Source organism: Streptomyces sp. NPDC026394 (genome assembly GCF_055567735.1).
Genome location: NZ_JBVHPX010000006.1, coordinates 210,868 through 232,229, shown reverse-complemented (window position 1 = coordinate 232,229; position 21,362 = coordinate 210,868). Strand labels below are relative to the sequence as shown.

General features: G+C 71.8%; 17 protein-coding genes. 10 read left to right on the top strand and 7 right to left on the bottom strand.

Translation table 11 applies throughout. From position 1 onward, the window contains the following. The first annotated feature begins 4 nt into the window (after positions 1-4). The 5 genes from ACZ4QV_RS17195 (at position 5) to ACZ4QV_RS17175 (ending at position 5,587) form a co-directional block, all read left to right on the top strand. Entirely contained in the window at positions 5-1,291 is a 1,287-nt protein-coding gene (locus tag ACZ4QV_RS17195; RefSeq protein WP_361581582.1) for a cation:proton antiporter, read from the top strand. Positions 1,292-1,356: 65 nt separating this feature from the next. Then, a complete protein-coding gene (locus tag ACZ4QV_RS17190) occupies positions 1,357-2,874 on the top strand; it encodes a tryptophan 7-halogenase (RefSeq protein ID WP_361581579.1) in 1,518 nt (505 codons plus the stop codon). 25 nt (positions 2,875-2,899) lie between these two features. Next, positions 2,900-4,090, top strand: coding sequence for a cytochrome P450 (locus tag ACZ4QV_RS17185; protein ID WP_361148411.1), 1,191 nt, complete (start codon positions 2,900-2,902; stop codon positions 4,088-4,090). 8 nt (positions 4,091-4,098) lie between these two features. Then, a complete protein-coding gene (locus tag ACZ4QV_RS17180; RefSeq protein ID WP_361581576.1) occupies positions 4,099-5,313 on the top strand; it encodes a cytochrome P450 in 1,215 nt (404 codons plus the stop codon). 58 nt (positions 5,314-5,371) lie between these two features. After that, a complete protein-coding gene (locus tag ACZ4QV_RS17175) occupies positions 5,372-5,587 on the top strand; it encodes a ferredoxin (protein WP_361581573.1) in 216 nt (71 codons plus the stop codon). A 170-nt stretch (positions 5,588-5,757) separates the two neighbouring features. Here the strand turns inward: ACZ4QV_RS17175 and ACZ4QV_RS17170 are convergent, their stop codons facing one another. After that, a complete protein-coding gene (locus tag ACZ4QV_RS17170; RefSeq protein WP_361581570.1) occupies positions 5,758-6,987 on the bottom strand; it encodes an alpha-hydroxy acid oxidase in 1,230 nt (409 codons plus the stop codon). Then, a complete protein-coding gene (gene hppD, locus ACZ4QV_RS17165) occupies positions 6,977-8,083 on the bottom strand; it encodes a 4-hydroxyphenylpyruvate dioxygenase (protein WP_361148403.1) in 1,107 nt (368 codons plus the stop codon). Before hppD ends, ACZ4QV_RS17170 begins: the two co-directional genes overlap by 11 nt. A 392-nt stretch (positions 8,084-8,475) precedes the next feature. Between hppD and ACZ4QV_RS17160 the strand changes: the two genes are divergently transcribed. After that, positions 8,476-9,879 carry an aminotransferase-like domain-containing protein gene (locus ACZ4QV_RS17160; RefSeq protein WP_361581566.1) on the top strand — a complete coding sequence of 468 codons (1,404 nt, stop codon included), beginning with the start codon at positions 8,476-8,478 and terminating at the stop codon, positions 9,877-9,879. After that, positions 9,879-10,997, top strand: coding sequence for a prephenate dehydrogenase (locus ACZ4QV_RS17155; protein ID WP_467763106.1), 1,119 nt, complete (start codon positions 9,879-9,881; stop codon positions 10,995-10,997). The genes ACZ4QV_RS17160 and ACZ4QV_RS17155 overlap by 1 nt, the downstream gene beginning before the upstream one ends. Before the next feature lie 42 nt (positions 10,998-11,039). Here ACZ4QV_RS17155 and ACZ4QV_RS17150 read toward each other — a convergent pair whose 3' ends face one another. From ACZ4QV_RS17150 to ACZ4QV_RS17130, 5 genes are all read right to left on the bottom strand, one after another. Next, complete coding sequence (locus ACZ4QV_RS17150; protein ID WP_361581560.1) at positions 11,040-11,819, bottom strand: GNAT family N-acetyltransferase; 780 nt, start codon at positions 11,817-11,819, stop codon at positions 11,040-11,042. Positions 11,820-11,875: 56 nt separating this feature from the next. Beyond that, positions 11,876-12,721 (bottom strand): sigma-70 family RNA polymerase sigma factor, encoded by an 846-nt coding sequence (locus ACZ4QV_RS17145; RefSeq protein ID WP_361581557.1) that lies wholly within the window; start codon positions 12,719-12,721, stop codon positions 11,876-11,878. 161 nt (positions 12,722-12,882) lie between these two features. Beyond that, complete coding sequence (locus tag ACZ4QV_RS17140) at positions 12,883-13,842, bottom strand: GNAT family N-acetyltransferase (RefSeq protein WP_361581554.1); 960 nt, start codon at positions 13,840-13,842, stop codon at positions 12,883-12,885. Between the two features lie 66 nt (positions 13,843-13,908). Further along, positions 13,909-15,360: an amino acid permease gene (locus ACZ4QV_RS17135; protein ID WP_361148808.1), complete on the bottom strand. Its 1,452-nt coding sequence runs from the start codon at positions 15,358-15,360 to the stop codon at positions 13,909-13,911. A gap of 335 nt (positions 15,361-15,695) precedes the next feature. Beyond that, complete coding sequence (locus ACZ4QV_RS17130) at positions 15,696-16,652, bottom strand: hypothetical protein (RefSeq protein WP_361148392.1); 957 nt, start codon at positions 16,650-16,652, stop codon at positions 15,696-15,698. Between the two features lie 505 nt (positions 16,653-17,157). On the opposite strand from ACZ4QV_RS17130, the gene ACZ4QV_RS17125 reads away from it, so the two are divergent. The 3 genes from ACZ4QV_RS17125 (at position 17,158) to ACZ4QV_RS17115 (ending at position 21,328) form a co-directional block, all read left to right on the top strand. Then, positions 17,158-19,230 (top strand): phosphocholine-specific phospholipase C, encoded by a 2,073-nt coding sequence (locus ACZ4QV_RS17125; RefSeq protein WP_467763071.1) that lies wholly within the window; start codon positions 17,158-17,160, stop codon positions 19,228-19,230. Positions 19,231-19,353: 123 nt separating this feature from the next. Continuing rightward, positions 19,354-20,466, top strand: a complete 1,113-nt coding sequence (locus ACZ4QV_RS17120; RefSeq protein ID WP_361148388.1) for an isoaspartyl peptidase/L-asparaginase family protein — start codon at positions 19,354-19,356, stop codon at positions 20,464-20,466. A 154-nt stretch (positions 20,467-20,620) separates the two neighbouring features. After that, a complete protein-coding gene (locus ACZ4QV_RS17115; RefSeq protein WP_361148386.1) occupies positions 20,621-21,328 on the top strand; it encodes a lysophospholipid acyltransferase family protein in 708 nt (235 codons plus the stop codon). The last annotated feature ends 34 nt before the right edge of the window (positions 21,329-21,362 follow it).

Here is a 21,362-nt window from a genome sequence, read left to right as displayed (position 1 = left end):
CACAGTGAATACAGAAACCGTCGTCACCGTCGTCATCGGTGATGTCGCACTGATCGTCGTCGTCTCCTGGCTGCTGGGAGCGGCGGCCCGCCGGATCGGCCAGCCGGTCGTCATCGGCCAGATCGTGGCGGGTATCGCGCTGGGGCCGACCCTGCTGGGCCGGCTCCCCGGAAACCTGACGGAGCACCTCTTCCCGCGGGAGGTCCTGCCGTTCCTGACCGTGCTGTCCCAGGTCGCCATCGTGCTCTTCATGTTCGTGGCGGGCTACGAGATCGATCCGCGGCAACTGCGCCGGGGCGGCCGCGCGGCCGCGACGGTGGCGCTGTTCGCGCTGCTGGTGCCCGCGGGGCTGGGCGTCGGGACGGTGCAACTGCTGCCCGGCGTCTTCGAAGCGGTCGACCCGCACCACGCGGGCGGCCGGCCCTTCCTGCTCTTCATGGCGGTGGCGGTCTCCATCACCGCCCTGCCGGTGCTGGTCGCCATCGTCCGGGAACGCGGCCTGGCGGGCTCCCCGGCCGGCACGGTGGCGACCACCGCGGCCGGACTCATGGACGTCGCGGCGTGGCTGGTGCTGGCCGCGGCCCTGGTCGGCACCGGCCACGCGACGGGGCCGTCGTGGGCCGTGACCCTGCTGCTGCTCGTGGTGTTCGTGGCCGGCATGTTCCTGGTGGTGCGCCCGGTGCTCGGCTGGTGGCTGCGGCGCTCCAGGGCGCTGATGGCCAACCAGGTCACCCTCGCGCTGGCGCTGGCGCTGGGCAGCGCCTGGGTCACCGCGTCGCTGGGCCTGCACCCGGTCTTCGGCGGGCTGCTGGCCGGCCTGGCCATGCCCCGCCGCGACGGCGCGCCGGACGCCGACGTGCTGCGCCCGATGGAGCAGAGCGCCGGTCTGCTGCTGCCGCTCTTCTTCGTCACCACCGGCCTGTCGTTCAACCTCGGCGCGCTGGACGGGAACGCCGGTCTGCTGCTGCTGTTGATCGTGGCCGTGGCCACCGTCGGCAAACTCGTACCGGCCTATGCGGCGGCCCGGCTCAGCCGGCTCGACCGGCACCGGTCGGCAGTGGTGTCCGCGCTGGTCAACACCCGGGGACTGACCGAATTGATCGTCCTGAACGTGGGTCTGGAATCCGGTGTCATCGGCCCCGGACTTTTCACCGTGCTGGTACTCATGGCGCTGATCACCACCTTCATGACCGGACCATTGCTGTCCCTGATCGGACGGCGCGGTACACCTGAAGGAGTTGTCAAAACGCCTTCCTTGACGGCTTCTCAGGGAAAATTAACAATCGAATAGCAGGCGGACTGGAGCCCGTGCGCAAACGCACAGGCGCATTCCGCCCGAGAATGGGGGAGAGGGCCGTGGTGAATTCAGCGGACGCAGGGAACTCCGCTCGCTCACAGACGTTCGACGTGGTGGTCGTCGGCGGCGGGCCGGCCGGCTCGACGCTGGCCGCGCTGGTGGCGCGGCAGGGCCACCGGGTACTGGTGCTGGAGAAGGAGTTCTTCCCCCGCTACCAGATCGGCGAGTCGCTGCTGCCGTCGACGGTGCACGGGGTGTGCCGGCTGACCGGGGTCGCGGACGACCTGGCGGCAGCGGGCTTCACCCGCAAACGGGGCGGCACCTTCCGCTGGGGGGCGACGCCCGAGCCGTGGACGTTCTCCTTCTCCGTCTCGGAACGCATGGCCGGGCCGACCTCGTACGCGTACCAGGTGGAGCGCTCGAAGTTCGACGAGATCCTGCTGCGGCACGCCGGCCGGTGCGGCGCGGTGGTGCGTGAGGGGTGCGCCGTCGCGGACGTGATCGCGGACGCCGAGCGGGTACGCGGCGTGCGCTACACCGACGCCGACGGGGTGGAGCACGAGGCGTACGGGACGTACGTGGTGGACGCCTCGGGCAACAAGAGCCGGCTGTTCCAGCGGGTGGGCGGCGAACGGAAGTACTCGGAGTTCTTCCGCAGCCTCGCCCTGTTCGGCTACTTCGAGGGCGGCAAGCGACTGCCCGAGCCGAACTCCGGCAACATCCTCTCGGTCGCCTTCGACAGCGGCTGGTTCTGGTACATCCCGCTCAGCCCCACCCTGACCAGCGTGGGCGCGGTGGTACGGCGCGAGATGGCGGACAAGATCCAGGGCGACCGCGAGCGCGCGCTCGCGGCCCTGATCGCCGAGTGCCCCCTGATCTCGGAGTACCTGTCCGGCGCCACCCGGGTCACCGACGGCCAGTACGGCCACCTGCGCGTCCGCAAGGACTACTCGTACCACCAGACGACGTTCGCCCGCCCCGGCATGTTCCTGGTGGGCGACGCGGCGTGCTTCGTCGACCCGGTGTTCTCCTCTGGCGTCCACCTGGCGACCTACAGCGGCCTGCTGGCCGCCCGCAGCATCAACAGCGCGCTGGCCGGGCTGGTCGACGAGACGGTGGCGATCCGCGAGTTCGAGGCCCGCTACCGGCGCGAGTACGGCGTCTTCTACGAGTTCCTGCTCTCGTTCTACGAGATGCACCACAGCGAGCAGTCCTACTTCTGGCAGGCGAAGAAGGTCACCCACCACGACCGCTCCGAGATGGAGGCGTTCGTCGACCTGGTCGGCGGCGTCTCGTCGGGGGAGGCGGCGCTCTCCGAAGCCGACGCGATGGCGGAGCGGCTGCAGGCCGGCTCGGCGGAGTTCGCGGGCGCCGTGGACCAACTGGCGCACAGCGAGGACGGCAGCATGCTGCCGCTGTTCAAGTCCGCCGTGGTCAGCCAGGTGACCCGCGAGGGCTCGCAGGTGCAGATGCGGGCCCTGCTGGGCGCCGACGCCGAACCGGAGGCCCCTCTCGTCCCCGGCGGGCTCGTCTCGTCCCCCGACGGCATGTTCTGGCTCCCCGCCAGCAGCGGCTGACCCCGAGGAAGGAAAGGATCCGCGGATGCCCGAGACACCCGAGATTCCCGCCCACTACCGGCGGGACCGCTTCGACCCGGTGCCCGAACTCGTCCGGATGGCCAGGGAGACGCCCCTGGTCGAGACCGACGTGACCATCGGCCCGTCCCGCCAGCTCGGCTGGGTGGCCACCGGGCACGCCGAGGTACGGGCGGTGCTCTCCGACACCGAACGGTTCAGCACCCGGCCGCCCGCCGACAGCGAGGAGGACGCGCAGAACCTGGTGCAGGCGGGCAACCTCCTCCAGTACGACCCGCCCGACCACACCCGGCTGCGCAAACTGCTCACCGCGGAGTACACGGTGCGGCGGATGCGCCGGCTGGAGCCCCGCGTCGAGGAGGTCGTCGAGGACTGTCTCGACACCATGGAGCGCATCGGGCGCCCGGCGGACCTCGTACGGTACTTCGCCTGGCCGATCCCGGGGCTCGTCAGCTGCGAGCTGCTCGGCGTGCCCCGGGACGACCAGACGGAACTGGCGCGCTACCTCGACATCACCCGCGACGTCGGCCGCACCCAGGAACAGCAGCTGGCCGCCGGCAAGGCGTACTGGGCGTACATGGGACAGCTCGCCGAGCGGCGCCGCCGCAACCCCGGCGAGGACATGATCGGGAACCTGGTCCGCGAACAGGGCTCGGCCGTCTCCGACGCGGAACTGGCCGGCATCGGCGCGACGGTGATGGCGGCCGGCTTCGAACAGGTCGCCAGCATCATCGGCCTGGGCACCCTGCTGCTGCTGGAGCACCCGGACCAGCTCGCCCTCTGGCGCGACAACCCCGAGCTGACCGACCGCGCCGTGGAGGAGATGGTCCGCTACCTCACCGTCATCCACACCGCCTCGCCCCGCACCGCGCTGGAAGACGTCACCATCGGCGGCCGGCACATCAAGGCCGGGGAGAGCGTGGCCTGTTCGCTGCTGGCCGCCAACCGTGTACCGGCCGCCGGCGAACCCGAGGACCGCTTCGACATCACCCGCGAGCCGACCCCGCACATGGCCTTCGGGCACGGCATCCACCACTGCCTCGGCGCCCCGCTGGCCAGGATGGAACTGCGCATCGCCTTCCCGGCACTGCTGCGCCGCTTCCCCGGCCTCCGGCTGGCGGTACCGCCGGAGAAGGTCCGCTTCCGGCCCGCCCGCTCACGCCAGTACGCCTTGGAATCCTTGCCCGTCGAATGGTAGGAGACGCAATGCCGGAGGAGACCCAGCACCAGTTCGACCACGCCCGCCGGGCGGGCTTCGGCCCGTCGGACGAGATCCGTCAGCAGCGCGCCCAGGGCGCCCTCGTCAAGGAAGAGGTGGCCCCGGCGCCCGGGGCCGCGACCGAGTCCATCTGGATGGCCCTGGGCTACGAAGCGGTCCGGCAGGTGATGGGCGACCACGTCCGCTTCAGCAACCAGCGCCGGTTCCGCGCCCAGGCCGTCCGCGGGGGGAGCAAGCACCGCCCGCAGGAGATGTCCGGCCACCTCATGGACTACGACCAGCCCGAGCACACCCGGCTCCGCAAGATGCTCACACCGGAGTTCACGGTGCGCCGCATCCAGCGGCTCAAGCCGGTGACCGAACAGATCGCGGAACGCTGTCTGGACGCCATGGAGCGCAACGGTCGGCCCGCCGACCTCGTCGAGCTCTACGCGAGCCCGATCTCCGGCGCCGTCCTGTGCGAACTGCTCGGCGTGCCCCGCGACGACCGGCGCGAGTTCCTGGTCAAGCACCAGTGGCAGTTGGAGCAGGACCGCAGCCGCAAGGACCGGGCCGCCGCCCAGGCGTACACCTCCGGCTACCTGCGCGCACTGGTCAAACGGCAGCGCAAGGACCCCGACGAGGGGTTCATCGGCCAGCTCATCCGCGACCACGGCGACCACTTCGACGACGAGGAACTGCTCGGCATCTGCGGCCTGATGGTGCTCGCCGGGCTCGACAACGTCACCGGCATGATCAGCCTCGGCGTACTGGCCCTCCTGGAACACCCGGACCAGCTCGCCATCCTGCTGGCGGACCCCGAGAAGAACGTGGACCGCGTGGTCGACGAACTGCTGCGCTTCCTGTCCGTCGCCCACGCGCCGACCCCGCGCACCGCCGTCGAGGACGTGGTCGTGGCGGGACAGCTCGTCAAGGCCGGGGAGGAGATCGTCTGCTCGATCCCGATGGCCAACCGCGACCCGGTACTCGGCCCCGACGTCGACCGGTTCGACGTCGAGCGCGACCCGCTGCCGCACATCGCCTTCGGGCACGGCATCCACCACTGCATCGGGGCCGCACTCGGCAGGATGGAACTGCGCACCGCCTACCTGGCGCTGTGGCGGCGCTTCCCCGACCTGCGGCTGGCCGTACCCGCCGCGGACGTACCGCACAAGACGAACTCCATCGCCTACGGCCTGGAGCGCCTCCCGGTCGCCTGGTGACGGCCGGGAACCACCAGGGCGCCCGGCGCCCGGACACCCCGGAGATGAGGAGAGCACGATGGTCGAGGTACGGGTGGACCCGGAGATCTGCGCCGCTTCCGGCATGTGCAAGCTGCTGGTGCCCGCGGTCTTCGACCAGTCGGAGGAGGACGGCACGGTGCGGCTCACCGACCCGGTGCCGCCCGCGGAACTGGTGGCGAAGGTACGGACGGCGGCCCTGCGCTGCCCGGCCGGCGCCATCGCGGTGCACGAGATGGAGACCGACGCCTCGTAGCGCCACCGGGCCCGGCACCGCGCCGGGCCACCGGGAACACCACGACAAAGCTCCTGGGGGCCGGGAATCGGCCACCAGGAGCTTCGCCGTGCCTGCCGTGCGGAACCCCGCATGCCGGGGCTGCGGCCCGCCGGCCTCGGACCGGCCAAGGCCCGCCGGTCTCCGGCTGACTAAGGCCCGTCCGGCTCCGACCGGACGGCGTCGGCCCGGGCCCCGGGACCGCCCGGCCGGTCCGGTGTGGTCGGCCCGGTCGATCCGATCGGCCCGGCCGCCCCCGCCGGAGCGCCGATCCGCACCGTACGCAGCCGACGCGCGTCCGCCACCGTGGCGCAGCCCGCCAGCCCCAGCGCGTCGGAGAGTTCGGCGGCCAGCAGGCCCAGCACCCGGCGCACACCCGCCTCCCCGGCCGCGGCCAGGCCCCACACCGGCGGGCGCCCGACCAGTACCCCGGACGCGCCCAGCGCCAGCGCCTTGAGCACGTCCGTGCCCGAGCGGACGCCGCTGTCCAGCAGCACCTGGCAGCTCCCGCCGACCGCCTCGGCGATCTCCGGCAGCGCCTCGATGCTCGGCAGGGCACCGTCCAACTGTCGACCTCCATGGTTGGACACCACGACGGCATCCACCCCGAACTCCGCCGCCCGCACCGCGTCCTCGGCCGCCAGCACCCCCTTGAGCAGCAGCGGAAGCCGGGTCTGCGCCCGCAGTTCCGCCACCTGCGACCAGGTCAGCGCCGACGAGAACTCCTGGCCGGTGTGCACGGCCACCGCCGAGGCTCCGGCGGCGCGCCGGTGCGCGGCCGAGGCGCCGCCGCCGTCCAGGTGGGCCGCCCGCACCCGCTCCGGCAGCGCGAACTCGTTGCGTACGTCGCGCAGCCGCCGCCCCATCCAGGGCACGTCCACGGTCAGCATCAGCGCCTCGCAGCCGGCGTCCTCCGCACGCCGCGCCAGCTCCAGGGCCCGGCCCGGCTCGCGCAGCCAGTACAACTGGAACCAGACCCGGCCGCCGAGCACGGTGATCTCCTCCACCGGCACGGTGCTCAGTGTGCTGACTGTGAACGGCACCCCCGCGGCCTTCGCCGCCCGCGCCGCCGCGAGCTCACCGTCCGGATGCACCAGGGCCTGGTACGCGACCGGTGCCACCGCCACCGGCATCCGCGCCGGACGGCCCAGCAGGTCGGCGCCGGTCGCACACCGCGACACGTCCCGCAGCACCCGCGGCCGCACGAAGACCCGGTCGAACGCCTCCCGGTTGGCGGCGAGCGTACGCTCACTTCCGCTGCCGCCCGCGACGAAGTCCCGTACCCCGGCGGGCAGCACCGCGGCGGCGGCACGCTCGACGTCGTCGAGCGTCAGGAGCGTGTCCGCCGCCGCGCCGCCGGGCGCCGGGTCCTCACAGGACACGCTGGCCCTTCTTCTCCAGCTCCACGGCCTCGTACAGCGCCTTGATGTTGGAGCTGCCGAACGTCTCCGCGCCCTGCCGCTCGATGATCTCGTAGAAGATCGTGCGCCGCGGGTGGGTGGAGGCGGTGAAGATCTGGAAGAGCTGCCCGCCGTGGTCCTGGTCCGCCAGCAGACCGGTCGACCGCAGGTCGTCCAGGCTGTGGTCGCTGAGGGCGATCCGCTCGCCCAGCAGGTCGTAGTAGGCGGCGGGGGAGCTGAGGAACTCCACGCCGCGGCCGCCGAGGGTGCGCACCGCGTGCACGGCGTCGTCACAGGAGAAGGCGAGATGCTGGACCCCCGCCCCGTGGTGGCTCTTGAGGAAGTCGTCGATCTGCCCCGGGTCGGCGGTGGTGTCCGGCTCGATGAGGGTCAGGGTGACCCGGCCGGTGGGGCTCTGGACGACCTTGGAGTCCATCGCCTGCGCGCCCACGACGATGTGCTCCTCGAAGATCTCCTGGAAGCCGAGCGCCCGCTGGTAGTACGCGACGGTCGCGTCGAGGTCGCCGTTGTTCAGGCACACCGCGATGTGGTCCAGTTCGAGCAGCCCCACCTCGCTGGGCACCGGCTGCCGGGACTTGAGCGTCGGTACGAAGCCGACCGGCAGCCCGGGACCCTCCTCCGGGGCGCGCTGCACCAGCGTGTGCACCACGTCGCCGAAGCCGCTGACGGTGGCCGTGACACCGCCGTCGGGCCCGTGCCGGGCAGGCTCGCGCAGCGGCTGGGAGCCGTTGGCCACCGCGTGGGCGTACGCGCCCTCGACGTCGGCGGTGCGCAGCGCGATGTCCGCGACGCCCTCGCCGTGCGCCAGGACGTACACCGACGCCGGGTGCCGGTCGGAGGTCGCCATGGTGAGCACCAGGGTGATCGTGCCGTGCCGCAGGGCGATGCTGCGGTGCTCGCTGGAGCCGCCGGTGCCGACGACGGTGAACGCGTACCGGTCGACCCAGGCGAACGCCGCCGCGTCCAGGTCTTCCACGTACATCTCGACGTAGTCGATCGCGAGATCGCTGACCGGGCTGACAGCAGCCGTGGCCGCTGTGGTGGTAGAAACTGTCATGAGAGTCCCCGTTTGAAGGAATGATCTGGACGCGGCTCGTCGAGCCGGCTCGCCTACCGGAGTGGACGGATTTCCTGCCGCACGACCGCGCCGATGACCGCCCGGCCCGGCCCGGTCCAATCCGTGGACCTCTTCGTCCTCTTCGCGTGTTCGCCACTGCCGCCGGACAGCGGAAGGCGAACCATTTCGGTGATGCCCGACATTACTCCGGCGCTACGGCTGTCGCACCTGTCAAGAAATACGATGGGCCCGGCCGTCGGAGTGGTATCACCTTGACCCCGTACGCGCGCGGGAGAACCATTGCTGTCGATCCGGCCCTGGGGGATGCTGAGGGCCCGGCGCGGACCGCGGACGCGCGCGCCGTACCCCTTCCTGACTGACAGAAGGCAGCCATGGAAATCATGCAACCGGAAATTGTCGCCGAGTTGAATGCCGCGACGCTGCACGCTTCGCTGGCCGACGCCTCGATGGAGTCCATGAATCTTCTGAATCAGATCGCCGACGAGTATCCGGAAGCGATCTCTTTCGCGGCGGGACGGCCGTACGAAGGCTTTTATGACGCAGCTCAGGTGCATGAATACCTGCAAACCTTCTGCGATCACTTGCGGACCGAGCGCCGGATGACCGAAACGGAAATCGCGCGGACCCTCTACCAGTACGGCGAGACGAAAGGGATCATCGCCGGACTGATCGCGCGGGGCCTGGCCGTGGACGAGGGCATCGAGACCGTGGACGGGTCCGTGGTCGTCACGGTCGGCTGCCAGGAGGCGATGTTCCTCGTCCTGCGCGCGCTGCGGGCCGGCAGCCGCGACGCCGTGCTCGCGCCCCGGCCCGCCTACGTCGGCCTCACCGGCGCCGCGCTCCTCGCCGACCTGCCCGTGCTGCCGGTGCACACCGGGGAGCACGGCATCGATCTGGACGACCTGCTCACCCAGTTGCGCCGCGCGCGGGCCGCGGGCCGGCGGGTGCGCGCCTGCTACGTGACGCCCGACTTCGCCAACCCGGTGGGCGCCAGCATGGAACCGGCCGACCGGCACCGGCTGCTGGAGATCGCCGAGCAGGAGAACCTCCTCCTGCTGGAGGACAACGCGTACGGCGTCTTCCACACGTCCGCCGAACGGCCGCCGACGCTGAAGTCCCTGGACCGCAACCGCCGGGTCGTCTACCTGGGCTCGTTCGCCAAGACCGGGGTCCCCGGGGCGCGGGTCGGCTTCGTGGTCGCCGACCAGCGGGTGACCGGCGACGGCGGCGACCGGCTGCTCGCCGACGAACTGTCGAAGATCAAGAGCATGCTCACCGTCAACACCTCGCCGATCGCCCAGGCGGTCATCGGCGGCAAACTGCTCCGGCACGGTTGCAGCATGGTCGAGGCCAACCGCCGCGAGACGGACGTCTACCGGCGCAACCTCAGCCAGGTACTGGCCGGACTGGCCCGGCGCTTCGCCGACTGCCCCGGCGTCACCTGGAACGAACCGACCGGCGGCTTCTTCGTCGTCGTCAGCGTGCCGTTCGTCGTCACCGACGCCTTCCTGCAGCACGCGGCCCGCCGCTACGGCGTGCTGTTCACCCCGATGCACCACTTCTACGGCGCGTCCGCGCAGTGCCGCCAGCTCCGGCTGTCCATCAGCACCCTCACCCCCGAACGCATCGAGCAGGGCCTCGACCGGCTCGCCGCGCTCATCACCGACCGGCTCCGCACCAACGGTGGTGCGGCGGCCCAGGAGGCCGGTGCGGCGGACGGGGCCGCCACCTCGCCCGCCGCACCGGCCGGCCCGCCCCCGGACGGTGCCCGGTGATCCGCACCCTCGCCGTCGTCGGCACCGGACTGATCGGCACCTCACTCGCCCTCGCGGCGGCCCGCCACGGCGTCCGGGTGTACCTCCAGGACAGCGACCCGTCCGCCGTACGGACCGCTGCCGCGCTGGGCGCCGGGCTGCCGGGGCCGCCGCCCGAACCGGTGGACCTCGCCGTGATCGCCGTCCCGCCCAGCCTCGTCGCCCCCGTCCTCGCCCAGCAGCAGGCCCGCGGACTCGCCGGTACGTACACCGACGTGGCCAGCGTGAAGTACGAGCCGGAACGGGCGGTCCTGGCCAGGGCACCCGACCCGACCCGCTACATCGGCGGCCACCCGCTGGCCGGCCGTGAACGCTCCGGCCCCCTCGCGGCCCGCGTCGACCTCTTCCAGGACCGCGTCTGGGTGCTCACCCCGTCCCGGCTCACCTCCCGCACCGCCCTCGACCGCGCGCTCTCCCTGATCGGGCTCTGCGGAGCCGTACCGCTGGTGATGCAGAGCAAGGCGCACGACGACGCGGTGGCGCTCACGTCCCACGTGCCGCACGTGGTGTCCAGCCTGATGGCGGCCCGGCTCGGCGCCGGGCCTCCGCAGGCCGCGCGGCTCGCGGGCCAGGGGCTCCGGGACGTGACCCGGATCGCCGGCGGCGACTCCCGGCTCTGGAGCGACATCCTCCAGGCCAACGCCGGTGCAGTCGCCGGTGTCCTCACCGACCTCCAGGCCGACCTCGCCGAACTCCTCACCGCGCTGCGCGACCTGGCCGGACCGGCCGACCGGCGCAGCGCGCACAGCCTGGCGGCGGTCGTCGACCTCCTCGACCGGGGCATCACCGGGCTCGGCGAACTCTCCACGGGACTCCCGGGGCGTCCGGCGCATCTCACGTCCGTACGCGTCCGGATCGCCGACCGCCCCGGCGAACTCTCCCGGCTGCTGGCGGCCACCACCGAACTGGGCGTCGGTCCCGAGGACGCGCAGATACGCCCCGCCGACGGGGTACGCGGGGACCTGACGGTCCGGCTCGCCGTACCCGCCGCCGTTTCCGGCCCCCTGCTGGCCCGCGTCACCGCCGAGGGCTGGGATGCCGACACCGAGGCCGACGGGCGCCCGGCGCGCGTCGCGTGAGCCGGCTCGGCCCGTGGGAGAACGCCGGCGGCCCGCCGTCGCCTAACCGACCCGTGCCGCGGGCTCGTACAGGAAGGGCCGGGTCGTCGTCACCTCGGTGAACCCGCGTCCGACCAGCGTCGGTTCGGACGTGGGGAGCGCGTCCACGCACGCGTGGGTACGGCCGCGGGCACCCGCCTCCCGCAGGCGGGCGGCCACCAGCGCGGTGAACAGTCCCCGCTTCCGGTAGGAAGGGCGCGTCCGCCCGCCGGCCAGTTCGGCGAAGGCACCGCCCGGCCGGTAGTACACTCGCCCGCAGGCCGCCGGTACACCGTCCACGTACGCCACGTGGACGCTCATCTCCTCGGGCGTGTCCCGCAGGCTCAGCTCCAGTTGCCGACGCTCCTCGGCGACGTTGCGGCGCCCCGAGTCCCGGGAGATCTCGGCCACGTCGTCCAGGCCCTGCGCGTCCCGGACGCGGCGGATCTCGTACGCCGGTGCCTGGAATGCCGCTGCCGTCGCCTCGCTGACCGGCAGCATCAGGACCTTCTCCACGTCGTCCGGCTCGAATCCGGCCGCCCGCAGGCGGTCTCCCATACCGGCCGGGACGTCGTGGCCGTACAGCTTCCACTCCAGCGTGCAGCCGAGCGCGTCGGCACGCGCCGTCTCCGCGCGGATCACCAGGTCGGCGTCCTCCTCCGTACACCGCGCGTACACGATCCGGCACTCCGAGCCGTCCGGAGCGGTCTCCCGCACGGTCGTCCCGTCCGGGGCGGACGTACCGGAACTCCGGCGCTCCTCGTCCAGAAGCGCCAGCAGACCGGCGATCTCACTTCTCTGCATGGGTGATGTCCTTACAGGGGTCACAGGGGTCACAGGGGTCACAGGAGGCATAGGGGTCACAGGGCAACGGGCAGGCCCAGGACGGCGAACAGGCCGGGGCCGAAAACAGTGATCTCCACGATCCGTCCGTCCTCGACGCGCAGCACTTCGAGGGCGTGGGCACGGTGGGCGGGCTCGCCCGGGCCCCGGGCGTAGAGCGCGACAGCGGGCTGCCGGTTCATCCAGGTGGCAATGGTGCGGAGGTCCGGGGGCAAGGCGAGCCGGACAGAGCCTGCCCCCTCTGCCAGTACGGCGGCAAGCGCATTGTTGTCCTGGCTCTCCAGCGCCGTTGCGTAGTGCTGGAGCACAGCGCCTTCGTCGGAGCCCGCCGATCTCGCAGGTGCCCGGTCCCGGACCCGCGGACGAGCGCGTTGCAGCGCGCTGTTCACCGCCGCCACACTGACTTCCAGCGTCGCGGCGGTCTCCCGTGCGGACCAGCCCAGCACGTCCCGCAGGATGAGCACGGCCCGTTGCCGCGGCGGCAGCGACTGGAGCGCCGTCACGAAGGCCAGCCCGATCGTGTGCCCGGCCACCACCTCACCCGACGCCGGCTCCTGGGCCGGCACCTGCTCCAGCAGCGTGTCGGGACACGGCTGCACGGTCGCAGGGGTGCGCGGGCCGGCGGCCAGGTGGTCCAGGCAGGCGCGGGTGGCGACGCGGTACAGCCAGGTACGGAACGTCGCGGGCCCGGCGAAGGTCTCCCGCTCGCGCCAGGCCCGCAGCAGCGTTTCGGTCACCAGCTCGCCGGACGCCTCGAACGATCCGAGCATCCGGTAGCAGTGCACCTGTAACTCCGCCCGGTACCTCGCCCCCAGCCGGGAGAACGCCGCCGCGTCCTCGCCCCCCGCCTCCCCGTCGCCCATCGAAGCCTCCTGTGCCCCATGCGCACCGCGCAACATCATCTTTCTCAGGTGAGGGTACTGACGTCGCGTGAACGCGGGTCCTGCGCACGGGGGTTCGAGGCGTGTGCGCGCGGGATTCGCGTGCGTTTCGGCGGCGGCGGGGCGAGGCTCCGGCGCTCCGCTCAGCCCAGTTCCAAGCTCGTCACCGCGTAGGCCCGCTCCGCCTGCACCGGTGCCACCGGACCCGTGTACATGCGCATCGTGTGGGAGTCCGGGGCCAGGCCCCGGGAGAGGGCCAGGGAACGTGCGCTGTGGTGCGGGTCGGGGATGTCGGCGTGGACCACGTCGTCCGGGGCCAGGTGCGCGGTGAGCGCGTCGAACAGGGCCTCGGCGCCGCGGGACGTGTCGGCGAAGAGGGGGCCCAGGCGGTATCCGTCGCGGGCCGGCCGGATCGCGCCGTAACCCGCGATCCTTCCGTCCCGCAGTTGCGCGTACGCGTGGTGGCCGTCGGCGGTGAGCCAGCGGGAGAGGAACGCCCGCCGGTCGGCCGGGAAGCACTGCCGGTCGTACGCGGCGATCTCGTCGAGGTGGCCGGGCGCGACGGGGACCACCGTCGCCGCGGGTGTGCCGGGGCGTACAGGGCGTCCGCGGTAGCGCGTGGTGCGGTAGGCGGTGGTGAAGCCGGAGCGCCGGTACGTGGCTTCCTGCGCCGGGACCGCGTCCAGGCCGATGGTCCGGTCCCCGGCGTGCGGCACCGCGGCGTGCCAGGTGGCCATGCCCAGCCCGCGGCCGCGGTGGTCCGGGTGCACCAGGTAGTAGCCGAGGAACGCGTACTGCGAGGAGTAGTTGACGACCGACACCGACGAGACGAGCTGTCCGTCGAGGGTGCCTATGAAGAAGCCGTCGGGGTCGGTGGCGTGGAAGCAGTCGGTGTCGTGGTGGCCCGGGTTCCAGCCTTCGTCGGCGGCCCACTGTGCCACCTCGCGCCATTCCTCAAGGGTGGCGGGGCGGACGGTGAACTCACCGGCCGGGGCGCCCGGGGCCGTGGCCGGCGTCGTGGTCGCGGTCGCGGTGCCGGCCGTGTCGGCTGCCGGGGTGCCGGTGGTGGCGTTCTGGTGCGGGGTCTCGCCGGGGGAGGTCATACCTGGTGGGTGTCCTTGGCTGTCGGGCCCCGCTGCCGTGCGGAGCAGCGGGGCGGTGGCGGCGGGTCAGATGAGGTCCATGGCGGCGACTTCGTCGGGCCGACCGTAGCTGACCGGACCCTGGAAGCGCCGTCGGGCGGTGGCGAACCACCACACCGTGGCGATGACGAGGACCACGCCCAGCGCGATCGGCGCGTAGTTGAACGATTCAGCAGTGATCGGCGAGGCCTGCGGCAGCATGAACAGCACACTGCTGATCACGATCCAGGTCACCGCGACGGCCGCGACCAGCTTGCCGTACCGCCCCAGGTTCCACGGGCCGGGCTGGAAGGTGTCCAGCCGCAGCCGCAGGAAGATCGGTACCGCGTAGGCGAGGAAGAGCCCGACGACGTTGATGCTGACGACGGCGGTGAACGCGGTGTGCGACCACCAGCCGGGGATGACGAGGACCAGGGAGCAGGCCGCGGCCAGCCAGACCGCCTTGACGGGGGTACGGGTGCGGGAGGAGACCGAGTGCCACCAGCGGGACCCGGGCATCGCGCCGTCCCGCGAGAAGGCGAAGATCTGCCGGGTGTTGCTGGTCATGTTGGCCAGGCCGCAGAAGAGCATCGCGCCGATCACGATCAGCAGCAGGAACTTGGCGGTGCCGGTGCCGAGCGCGTCGATGAGGATCTGCACCGGCGGTGCCTCGGCGCTCGCCGCGCCCGCGTAGTCGCGGATCGCGAAGACCAGGGCGAGCATGAGGACCAGGCCGGCGACCGCGGAGTAGCCGATGGCCCGCATGATGCCCTTGGGCGCGTTGACGGTGGCCCGGACCGTCTCCTCGGACATGTGGAAGCTGCCGTCGAACCCGGTGAACGTCCAGCTCGTGACGAGCAGGCCGAGCATCGCGCCGTACAGGCCGTTGGTGAACCCGGTGTTGTTCACGAAGTGCGTCACGAACGACGGGGACTGGTGGTGCGAGGGCAGCACGACCAGCGCGGTGACGATGACGACCAGGCCGATCAGCAGCCACCACACCGAGATCCGGTTCAGCACCGCGACCAGCTGCACCGTAAAGGTGTTGGCGAGCGCCTGGACGAAGAGGATCGCCGCGGTGATCAGGACCGCCCGCTGCGGGCTGGCCTCGTAGGACGGCCACTGCATGGCGATGAACGCCTGGATGAAGGTGGCCGCCGCGTAGCCGGTGGCGGCCGTGCCGCCGACCTGGCCGACGAAGTTCAGCCAGCCCGTGTACCAGGACCAGGCGCCCCGGTGCCGCTTGGCCAGCTTCCCGGCCGAGAAGTACAGCGCGCCGCTGGTCGGGTAGGCGGAGGCGATCTCCGCCATCGAGGCGCCGACGAACAGCACCATGGCGGCGACGGCTATCCAGCCGAAGACCAGGATCACCGGCCCGCCGGCGTTCATACCGAACCCGAAGGAGGAGAAGATCCCGGAAAGGATGTTGATGATGGTGAAAGAGATGGCGAAATTGTCGAACGCGCGGAACCGCCGGGTCAGTTTCCGCGGATAGCCCATGGCGTGCAGCGTCGCGTCGTCGTCGAGCGTGACGGGATCCGCGGCGCGGTGGCTTCTGGTGCGGGCGGGGGACACGGAATCGGACACAACCGCAACCTTTCTGGTGGGGGACAGGAAGACATCGGCGCGGAGCGCCGATACGCGGTGTCGGCACCTGTCTTCGGGGCGTGCCGGGGCACGGGAGGCCGGGGCCGGCAGGCCGGGGGGATGGGTGAACGGGACATCAGGGGGCCGGGGGCGGGGTGCGGTGGGTGGAGCGCCCCGGGCGGGGGACATGGCTCGGCGGTCCCGGGGGCGGGCGCGCGGCGCCGCCCCCGGAACCGCCGTCCGGGACGTCAGGAAGCATCGGGCACCGGGAGACCGCACGCGCGTCTCGCCTTGTTCAACTGCTCCTCGGGGTCGCCGAAGGCGCTCCACGGCATACGGGAGGCGTACGGGCCCATGGCCGTGAACACCGCCCGCGCCTCGAAGGCGCACTGCGCCATGTGCAGCGCGTGCGCCAGGTAGGCCAGGTCCAGCACGGGAGTGAAGCGGTAACCGGCGACGTGCGGCAGCCAGTTGCGGTAGACGCTGAGGGCCGTGGCCTTCCACTGCGGCTGTTCCCAGGTGCGTTCCGCGAGGAGCGAATCGGCGTTGTAGCCGTCCACCAGGGCCACCAGCGGCAGCAGCCGCAGCGGGGAGGAGGCCGGGGCCCGCTGGCTGAGGAACGCGGCGACGTCCCAGGCCGCGTTCGCCTCGCCCCCGTGGCGCGGGAAGAAGAACGACAGGAAGCGGTGGTGGCCCTCGCGGTTCCAGGGGTCGAGCCGCAGGATGTGGGAGAAGAGCGTCCAGGGGCCGGGCGGCGCCGTGAGCAGCCCTTGCGGGGCGGGATCGCGGGGCTGCTGCAGGCGGGCCAGGGTCAGTTTGGCCGACCACGGTGTGGGGTCGTCGGGAGCCGCCTCGGCGGCGCGGTCGCAGGCGGCCACCGCGATCCGGCCGAGGGCCTCGGCCCGGCTGTCGCCGCCGTCGGCCGCGCGGACCGCCCGCAGTACCGCGACGCGCGCCCACAGCAGGGCCGCTTCCCGGCCGGGTTCCTCGGCCAGCCAGCGCTCCGCCAGGTCCGAATCGGCCGCTTCGGAGGCCAGTACCAAGGAGCGGTGCGCGCGTACGCCGTGGTCCCCGCGCGCCTCCCGCAGGATCTCGCGCGCCCCGAAGTAGCGGCCTGCCCGGATGTCCACGCAGGCCCGCGCGAGCCGGAGGTCATCGGCTGCCGGATGCCACACGTACTGCCCCTCGAATAACCCAGCGGTCATGTCCCTTGCCGCTCCTGCCGTTCTGCCGGTGAGGTCGGGCACCAGCGCATTTTCAGCCATGCCGAAATCAACCGGTACGCACTGTTCCCCCAGCTCCACCGGCAGTGCCACACCCTACTCAGCAGCAACTCGGTTCGAAACTGGTGATCGGAATTACCTGATTCCGCAACGACGGCGTGCGCGACATTGGCGGCGAAATCGGTCGATCACGCGGCGGCGGAAAATGCGCGGTATGCAATTGGCATATGCCAGGCCGACCGAAGCGTACCGTCGGCGAGGGTTCGCCCGACCTGTCGTCCACGGTCCGCCTCGGGCCGGGCGGGCCGGTATGGGCGGCGGGGCACCGTATGCCCCGTGCGGAGGCGACGGAGGGTGGTCCGTCGCCTGTTCACGTCACCTCCGGCGCATCTTCACCGGGGTGACACGGCGTCTTCCCACGGCCTGGTTCCTCTTGGAACACTCCAGTCGCGCCCGTACCCTCCCAGCCCAAGGGGGCATTTCAGCCATGCCAGAACTCGACCGGCGGCGGTTCCTGCAACTCACCGGCGGGGCCGCCGCGTTCTCCGCGCTGTCGCAGAGCATCGCCCGCGCCGCCGCGATCCCCGCCGACCGCCGCACCGGCTCCATCGAGGACGTCGAGCACATCGTCGTGCTGATGCAGGAAAATCGTTCTTTCGACCATTACTTCGGAACGCTGCGCGGCGTACGGGGCTTCGGCGACCCCCGGCCGGTGACGCTGCCCAGCGGCAAGCCGGTGTGGCACCAGTCCGACGGCAAGGGCAAGGAGGTGCTGCCGTTCCGGCCCCAGGTCAAGGACGACAACCTCGGGCTGACCTTCATCGAGGACCTCAACCACGACTGGAAGGGCAGCCACCGGGCGTTCAACGACGGCCGCTACGACCAGTGGGTCCCGGCCAAGACGTCCACCACGATGGCGCACCTCGCGCGCAAGGACATCCCGTTCCACTTCGCGCTGGCCGACACGTTCACCGTCTGCGACGCCTACCACTGCTCGTTCATCGGCTCCACCGACCCGAACCGCTATTACCTGTGGACCGGCTACACGGGCAACGACGGCAAGGGGCCCGGTGACCCCAGCGGCCCGGTCCTGGACAACGCCGAGAAGGGCTACAGCTGGACGACGTACCCCGAGCGGCTGGAGGCGAAGGGCGTCTCCTGGAAGATCTACCAGGACATCGGCGACGGTCTGGACGCGGCGGGGAGCTGGGGCTGGATCAAGGACCCGTACCGGGGCAACTACGGGGACAACTCCCTGCTGTACTTCAACAGCTTCCGCAACGCGAAGCCCGGCGACCCGCTCTACGAGAAGGCCCGGCGCGGCTCGAATGTGAAGGGCGGCGGAAAGCTCCTCGACGACCTGCGGGCGGACGTCAGGAACGGCCGGCTGCCGAAGGTCTCCTGGATCGCCTGTCCCGAGGCGTACACCGAGCACCCGAGCTGGCCCGCCAACTACGGGGCCTGGTACATCTCCCAGGTCCTGGACGTGCTGACCTCCGACCCGAAGGTCTGGGCCAGGACGGCCCTGTTCCTCACGTACGACGAGAACGACGGCTTCTTCGACCACGTCGTCCCGCCGTACCCGCCGGCCGACGCCGCCCAGGGCCGGTCCACCGTCTCCACCGAAATGGAGCTCTACCCCGGCGGCGCGGGCTTCCCGGCCGGCCCGTACGGCCTCGGCCAGCGCGTGCCGATGCTCGTCGTCTCCCCCTGGAGCACCGGCGGATACGTCTGCTCCGAGACCTTCGACCACACCTCGATCATCCGCTTCATGGAGCGCCGCTTCGGGGTCGCCGAGCCGCACATCTCGAAGTGGCGGCGCGCCGTCTGCGGCGATCTGACCTCGGCCTTCGACTTCAGCCGTACGGGCAGTCCGGGCGCGCTGCCGGACACCGGCGGCTACACGCCGATCCATCCGAAGCCCGCCGACTTCCACCCAGCGCCGCCGGCCGCCGGCCGCCTGCCCCGGCAGGAGCGCGGCACCCGTCCCACCCGGCCGCTGCCCTATGCCCCGTACGTCGACGGTGCCGCCGACACCGCTGCCGGGAAGTACCGCCTGACCTTCAGCGGCGGTGACGCCGCCGGGGCGCACTTCTACGTGACGGCGCCGAACCGCGGTGACGGCCCGTGGACGTACACCACCGAGCGCGGCAAGGCCGACTCCGACAGTTGGAACACGGCCTACTCCAACGGCACGTACGACCTCTCGGTGTTCGGCCCGAACGGCTTCCTGCGGACGTTCCGGGGGCCGGGCAGTACGGCGGGGCCCGAGGTGACCGCGCGGCACAACAGGGCCACCGGCAACCTCGACCTGGTCCTGACCAACGCGGGCGACGGCGCCCGCACCCTGAAGGTCACCGACGCGTACGGCAGCACGTCCCGCACGTTCACCGTGCGCCCGGGGCAGCGGGTGACCCACACCCTGGACCTGCGGGCGGGCAAGCGCTGGTACGACGTGAGCGTGGTCTGCGACGCGGACCGCACATATCTGCGCCGGTTCGCGGGACATGTGGAGAACGGCACGGCCGGGGTGAGCGACCCCGGAATCCACACGGTCTGAGCCGTACGGCCGCCCCTGCCTGCCGGGGGCGGCCCGCCGCGTCGGCCGGATCATGGCGGCTGCCGCTTGGCATGTGCGCGATATCGTGCCGACGCCTGATCACCCGTTCGAGGGAGAGAGTCCATGGCCAGGAAGTCGGCAGTCCGCATGACGTGCGTGTGCGCGGGAGCGCTGTCCGTGGCCGCGCTGCTGGCGGTGGTGCCCGGCAGCAACGCGGTCTCCGCCGCTCAGCCGGAAGCGGCCGGGCCCGTCGCGGCGCGCGCGGCGCAGACCGCCAAGGGCAAGCCGCGGCCGGACGCCCGGCACGTCGTCATCGCGGTGCACGGCGGGGCGGGCACCGCCCTGAAGCGCGAGGACACCACCCCCGCCCAGGAGAAGGCGTACCGCGACGGTCTGACCGGGGCGTTGCGCGCCGGGCACAAGGTGCTGCGCGAGGGCGGCAGCAGTGTGGCGGCGGTCGAGGCCGCGGTACGCAGGCTGGAGGACAACCCCTTGTTCAACGCGGGCAAGGGCGCGGTGTTCAACGAGGACGCGGGCCACGAACTGGACGCGTCGGTCATGCGCGGCTCCGACCTCGCGGCGGGGGCCGTGGCCGGCGTCCGCAACGTACGCAATCCCGTCTCCGCGGCGCGGCTGGTGATGGAGAAGACCAAGCACGTGCTGCTGGCGGGCGAGGGCGCCGATGACTTCGCGGCCCGCAACGGCCTGCCGACCGTCACCCAGGACTACTACTGGACCGAGAAGCGCTGGCAGGAGCTGATGAAGGCCAAGGGACGGCTGAAGGGCTCCGGCGAGACCCTGACCCAGGGCACCGTCGGCGCGGTGGCCGTGGACGGGAAGCGGGACCTGGCGGCGGCGACCTCCACCGGCGGGCTGACGAACAAGATGGCCGGCCGGGTCGGGGACTCGCCCGTCGTCGGCGCGGGCACGTACGCCAAGAACGACACGGTCGCGGCCAGCGCCACGGGCGCGGGCGAGGTGTTCCTCCGGGGCGCCGCCACCGTGACGATCTCGAACCTGATCGAGTTCGGCGGACGGGACCTGGCCGGCGCCGCGTACGAGGTGCTGGTGAAGCGGCTGCCCCACCTGGGCGGCACGGGCGGTGTGATCGCGCTGAACGCCCGGGGCGTCTTCGACGCCCCGCACAGCAGCGAGGGGATGCTGCACGGCTACCTGACCGAGGACGGTCACATCGTCACCAAGGTCTTCGCCGACGAGACACCGGCGAACGAGTGAGCACGCCCGCACCGGCCCGACGGTGCACGGTGGCGTGATCCGCTCGCTTCGCCCGCCGTCCTGACGATGGCTCAATAGGCCCTCTCCCTCCGGAAGCGGAGCGGCACTACCGTCCCCCGACGCGGGGGATCACTCTGGGGAGGGGATCAGTTACATGTTCTATCACTTGTTCAAATCCATCGTCATGGTGCCGCTGCTGCGGTGCCTGTTCCGCCCCCGCGTCGAGGGACTGGAGAACCTGCCCGCCTCGGGCGCCGCCATCATCGCCGGGAACCATCTCTCCTTCTGCGACAGCTTCCTGATGCCGGCGACGGTCAAGCGCCGGATCACCTTCCTGTGCAAGCAGGAGTACTTCACCGGACGCGGCGTCAAAGGGCGGCTGACGGCGGCCTTCTTCCGCGCCTGCGGGCAGATCCCGGTGGACCGCTCCGGCCGCAGCGCGGGCCAGGCCGCCGTGGAGGAAGGCGTACGGGTGCTGAGCGGCGGCGAGCTGCTCGGGATCTACCCGGAGGGCACGCGCTCGCACGACGGCCGGATGTACAAGGGGAAGACCGGCGTCGCGGAGATGGCGCTGCGTACGGGCGCGCCGGTGATCCCGTGCGCGATGATCGGGACGTTCGAGGCCCAGCCGGCCGGGCGCCGGCTGCCGCGGGTCGTCCCGATCACCATCCGCTTCGGGGAGCCGCTGGACTTCTCCCGGTACGCCGGGATGGCCGATCAGCGGCTGGTGCTGCGGGCCGTCACGGACGAGATCATGTACGCCCTGCTGAAGCTGTCCGAGCAGGAGTACGTCGACACGTACGCGGCGGAGGCCAAGGCACGGGCACCGCGGCACGCCGTACCGGCCGGCCGCGCCGGTTGACGCTCCGCGGCCCGCACCGGCCGGCCTCCGTGCC